At 53.4% G+C, this 6,342-nt stretch carries 1 pseudogene; it reads right to left on the bottom strand.

The features are described from left to right. A pseudogene (locus tag B3Z17_RS11495) lies at window positions 1-5,566 on the bottom strand (hypothetical protein); the annotation flags it as partial. Window positions 5,567-6,342 lie beyond the last annotated feature (776 nt).

Here is a 6,342-nt window from a genome sequence, read left to right as displayed (position 1 = left end):
CATCACCGGACAGGTTGTCAGTACCGGCGCCGCCAATGATGATGTCGCTACCGCCTTCGCCAAATAGAACATCATTGCCTGTATTACCCAAAATCGTGTCGTCGCTCTGCGATCCGTGGATGGTATCTTCGCCGCTCTGGCCGTCGATAGCCGTAATATCAACCAGCGTGGTCGCGGAAAAGTCCAGCATATCGTCACTGCCAAAACCACGCCCGGTGATGGTGACGTTGTTATGACCGTCGGCAGAGACGATCTCGGCCGCTCCAGCTAGGAAACTATAGTCAATCATGATAGCGACGTTATCTGTGGTGGCGAGGATGCTGTCCGTCCCGTCACCACCATCGAACTGGTCATATCCGTCACTAGGGCCAACAAGAAAGGTGTCGTCGCCTCCGCCGCCAAACAAGCGGTCCTGTCCGCTACCGCCGATGATCGTATCAGCGTCGGCTGAGCCTGTAATGGTGTCGTCTCCGCCCTTGGCATCGATGGAGCCGATACCAACCAGAACAGTCTGGCTGAAGTCCCAAACATTGGGCCCCGAGCCAGAAGCCCCAATGGTCACACCACTATGGCCATCAGCAGAAATCAACGGGGCCTCGCCGGTTACGAACATATCCCCAAGGACAATCACCTCATTGTCCTGTGTCGCTAGGATACCTTCTGGTGGCGAGAAGACGAAATCTGTTTCGTCGATGCTGTTGGCGTCGGTATTCAGCATAGTGAGTGTCTTGCCTGTCGCTGCATCTGTGATTTCGGTATTTGCACCATTTTGCACAATTGTCAGGCTGGCAAAGGTATAGGAGGTAGTGGACAGATCTATGATATCACCCTCTTTGAAGTCGCCGATGGTGTCATCGTCGATTGTGGTGTCATAGCGGAAGGTATTCACGCCTCCTTCGCCATACAGAACATCACGACCGCTATTGCCGTTTAGAGTGTCGTCACCCTGGGACCCATAGATGGTGTCGTTGCCGTCACCGCCACTAATTTCTGTCACACCAACAAGTATTGTCTGGCTAAAGTCCAACAAATTGTGCTGCCAGGTGCTGGCAATAGTCATGTTTGCGAAACCACCACTTGTGATGACCTCAACACTACCGGCTGCGAAGGTAGACAAGGAAAGGAGCGCATCGTCGCCAGTTGCACGAATGGTATCAAGGCCAGCTCCACCATCATAGATATCGGTGCCGTTGCCGCCGCCGCCAACGACAAGAAAGACGTCGTTTCCGGCTTCGCCATAAAGCTTGTCGCCGTTATCGCCACCCAAAATGGTGTCATCGCCCTGCGACCCATGGATAGTGTCGTTGCCGGTGCCACCATCGATTTTGGCAATACCGGTCAAAATAGTCTGGCTGAAATCGAACGAATTGTGCCGCCAGGTACCCTGAATGGTAACGCCAGAGCCACTGATGCTTTCTACATCGCCCGCATCAAATGTACTGATATAGAGTTCGTCGCCACTAACGATCAGGCTGTCATTGCCGTCTCCGCCATAGAAGCGGTCCAGCCCTTCACCTCTTGTGTAGAGGAAGACATCGTCGCCACCATTGCCATACATGGTGTCGTTGCCGTTCAGGCCCTCAATAGTGTCGTCAACGGATGTGCCATTGATGGTTTCTGCGCCGTTTGTCCCCTGCAGGAAGGAGCCCATAGCGGGGGGTTCGGTCGGTGCGCCAGGGATGATAAGGTTGGCACTGTAGAAGGCTTGCGCACCTGCCCCCACGACAGTGATGCTGTTGCCGTTCGGGTCTGAAATGATGGCATCTTCACCGCTCTGGACGATTGTCAAGTCATCAAAGGTCAACCCTGTCACTGTCAGGTCCAGCACGTCACCCTCTGTGAAGTCCAGAACACTATCCACGCCCCACCCCGCACCAAAGGCGAAGACATCATTGCCGTCGCCACCGGTTAGCTGGTCATTGTCCGCGCCACCATTGAGTACATCGGCCCCAAGGCCGCCAACCAGCTGGTCGGCTCCGGTGTCGCCCAGAAGCGTGTCATCGCCATTCTCGCCATAGAGTTGGTCATTGCCTGCACGGCCGTTAATGACCTCGCTGCCTTGCGACCCTCGAACTGTGTCCTGCCCATTGCCCCCTAGAATGTCGGTAATACCGACAAGCATGGTTTGGGAGAAGTCCATTGATGTGTTGGTATAGTGGTCGTGGACCATGGAAACACCCGTGTGACCACCCGCACTGATCACTTCCACGGCGCCTGCGGCGAATTGGTCGATATTGATAGCTGCATTGTCCTCTGTGGCCCGAATGGTGTCGTTCCCGGTGCCCCCGTCGAAAGTGTCCAGAGAGCTGTTGGAGGCAACCAGGAAGACATCATCGCCGCCTTCGCCATAGAGTTTGTTCCAGCCGTTGCCACCGTCGATGATGTCAGCTCCCTGTGAACCACGGATGGTATCCTGACCACCTCTACTGGCGATCAGATCAATGCCATTGAGCATGGTTTGGGAGAAGTCCATTGATGTGTTGGTATAGTGGTCGTGGACGATGGAAACGCCCGTGTGGCCGCCTGCGTCGATCACTTCCACGGCACCTGCGACGAATTGGTCGATATTGATCGCGGTGGCATCTGCCGACGCCCGAACTGTATCCACACCATTGCCGCCATCAAACGTTTCGAGGCCGCTGTTGGAGGATGCCAGGAAGACATCGTCGCCGTCCTCGCCATACAGTTTGTTCCAACCCTCTCCGCCGTCGATTGTATCAGCCGCTTGGGTACCGTGGATCGTATCCGAACCACCGCCCGCGACAATACCATCGATGCCGGTGAAGGTGGTCTGGCTGAAATCAAAGCTTCCAGTGGATGTGAGCGAAACGGTAACGCCGGTGTGGCCGGCCGCATCAATACTTTCGATCGAATTGGTGGCATCGAACGATCCAAGGCCAATGGCAACATCGTTGGCTGCCGCCAAAATGGTATCGATGCCGTCGCCGCCTTCGATTATGTCAGAGCCATCCCCAACGGCGACAAGGAACGTATCGTCACCTGCGCCACCATACAGTTTGTCATCACCTGCACCGCCAACAATGGTTTCCGATTGCGATGTTCCCGTCACCGTGTCGTTACCGACTTGCATATCGATATAGGTAATGCCTGCTATGGAAATGCCTGACAGATTCCAGTTGTTGCTGCTGCTGCTAGCCAGGATCGTTACGCCAGTGTGTGCCCCAATGTCGATTTGTTCGACTGCATTGCTATCAAGCGTGACATTGCTTAGGCTCAAGGTAACGTCGTCTGCTGTGATACGAATAGTATCCACGCCGAGCCCGCCATCGATATAGTCTGTGCCCGCGCCTGCGGCAATTTCAAACACATCGTTGCCATCACCGCCAGTCATCTGGTCGTTACCATAGCCACCGATGATAGTGTCATCCCCCGGCGACCCGGCGATAGTATCATTGCCAAGGCCGGCATCAATGTAACTGATGCCGGTCAGCATCGTGGCGCTGAAGTCAAGCTTGTTGTCGCTACTGCTTGCCAGAATGGAGACACCAGTAAACCCGTTCGCCGTGATCGTTTCAACATCACCTGCGTTGAAGGCCGTAAGACGAATGAACATATCGGCTTCTGAGGCTTGAATCTGGTCATTACCCAGGCCACCATCGTAGGTGGTAAAGCCATTGACGCCGCTCACCGTGAAAATGTCGTCTCCATCGGTGCCGATCACGGGATCACTGAAGTTGCCGCCGCCCGGGATACCGTTCAGGATTGAATCAACATCGACAAGGATCAACCCCTCAGTGAAGGTGCCGGTAGCGACATCATAAACACCATTGTCGAACTGGAGTTTTTCAAAGCCTGCGAACGTTTCCTTGTCGTCATAGAAAATCTCGCCGTTCCAATAGTTGATGCCGTTACCAACCTCATTCATGCCGGCTTCGGAAATCCCCTTCACCACAAGTTGCGTGAACCAGCTCGCCTTAGGCTCTATCGAGAAGTCAGAATTCGCTGGATCATTCGGATCATAGATGCCGTGAAACACAGCAATGTCTATGCCGTCGCCGCCCAGGATCAAGTCGCCCCCCTGGCCGCCATAGACAATGTCATCGCCCGCACCTCCCTGCAGCGTCGCCTTGTTATCGCCTGTGCTAACGATAACGTCATTGTCGGCACCGCCGTTTGCATAGCCGGTAGTAATACTTAGCGTGTCATTGCCTTCACCGCCATGCAGGCGCTCGTCGCCCGTGCCGGCGCCGCTGATCAGCAGGTCATCGCCCGAATCCCCATAGAGCATGTCAGCGCCGTCGCCACCATAAATCGTATCATCGTTGGCTCCGCCCAGAAGATAGTCAGCGCCGTCGTCGCCCACTAACAGGTCGTTGCCAGTGCCGCCCCAGAGTGTATCCACGCCGCCCAGACCGATGAGGGAATCGTCACCAGCCTCTCCAGCGATGTTTGTGCCACCTGTCAGCTCAGTGACATAGATATCATCTGCCGATGTTAGGGCGGTGGTGTGTTCCGTAACCGTGGTGTCCGCCAGCAACGTGCCATCAAGCGTGACATTTTGGATATGGCCGAGGCCAATGATCAGGCGATCTTCAAGAACGCCGTCTACTGTATTGTTGACGAGGTTAACGTCCGAAAAAGTCCGGTTCACGACAACTTTCATGCTGTTGATGTTGGGATAGTTTGTGGCGTCAAAACTGTTGTTCTGGATCCAGACTTCCCCCGGGTCACCGCCATAACGGTTGGCGTCATACCAGACAAAGGTACTGTTGTCGGCGCCCGCACCTTTGATGAAGGTGTTGCCGTCCAGCAGGATGTTGCCCCCGCCCCCGATATCCACAGCATAGCTTGATGATCCAGTGCCGTCATCAAGGACGGAATCAACAACAATTGTCTGGCCATAGGTTGTCGACTTCACGTGCTGTCCATGCAGGGCGTCAACAAAATGGCTGTTTTCAACAATCAGGCTTTCACCCTGGATATATAGGGCGTGGGAAAAACCGTCGCTGCCAATACCGCTGAAATAGCTATCCACCACATGGACAGTGCCGGTCTCAGGCAGCGCCAGGATGCCGCTTTCACTATCTGAGAACGTGCTGTTGACAACGGTCAGGTCCCCAGCCTGGTGCCTGATGCCCCCACTATTTGCTGAGTTCCCATACGCGCCCGTAAAGGTGATATTCTCAACATAAAGAGTTTGATTCGTCGTTGGGTTGGTGACCAACGCCCCCTTCTCCACATAACCGATGTCGAACGTGGCGGTGCCGATACCAATGATACTGATGTCATGAGAGATCAGGATTGGTTCGGAATGATCGCTTTTTGGATAATATTCATTGCCGCTGAAACTGTAGGTGCCTTCATGTACAAGGATGATATCACCCGCGTTTGATGCAGCATATGCTTCCTGAACTGTCGCATAGTCCTGGCCGACACCAACCTGAATAACGTTGCCTCCATTCCAGATAAAGGACTGACTGTTGGTGCCATCAAAAACAGTGATCGTGTCGCCGACGGTGGCTGCGGCTAGGGCAGAGTCCACTGTGGCATAAGTTTTCCCGTCACCGACTTCCAGCTGGCTCCCATCAAGAACTGGACGATCCACTGAATCCCAAGAAAAATTACCAATGGCAGGCATTTTGCCCTCCCCCCATGAAACATTTAAGATACGCGTTAGGGAGACTAAGGCGCATTGAACCATAATGTCAATTACACATTAACTAATCGTTAACTATAATAAAAGGGATCAAACTTTTGCGGCATCTCTAAGAAGTAATAGGTCGTTTTCTGGCAAAACGGCTATATTTGTCGGTAAAAATGAGAAGTCGGGCATCAGAACGAAAAGCGGCCGGTCGGATAGTCTCATTTTATGTGTCGCAAATGACGGATTGTCTCAGTTTATGCGTCACTCAGTCTCACTTTATGTGTCATTCGGATTCTGAAAAAGGCAGAAATCCGCAGAAGCCAGTCTCATTAATTGCGTCACCCTACATAGTTGTCGGCTGACACATAAAATGAGACAATTGACACATAAAGTGAGACAAAGTTTCGCAGAAAAAGGCAGTTAGCGAGGAGCTAGCTGCCTTTGTTGCTTCTGGAGGTACCTATCCAGACATGTTTTGTAGAGAAATCCCCGACCGGGTATTAGAAAACTCCCGACACCTTGCCTCGGGTCAGAATTCCAACGACCCAATTACCGGATATGGGGCCACCTTTCGAGCAAGCACTTCCCGCCATCAACATCCGCTCCAACGGGCAGCTGCAGACATTAAATAGGTAGGCAAACCAACTACCAAATCTGACCCAAAGCGGACAGCTAGCTCAAGTTGGCTTCGGTTTTGGCCTTCACCTCGTCCATTGTCACGTCTGGCGCCAGCTCGA

Origin of the sequence: Kordiimonas sp. UBA4487 (genome assembly GCF_002389025.1) — a bacterium.
Taxonomy (GTDB): domain Bacteria; phylum Pseudomonadota; class Alphaproteobacteria; order Sphingomonadales; family Kordiimonadaceae; genus Kordiimonas; species Kordiimonas lacus.
This window is presented reverse-complemented; position numbering and strand designations above follow the sequence as displayed.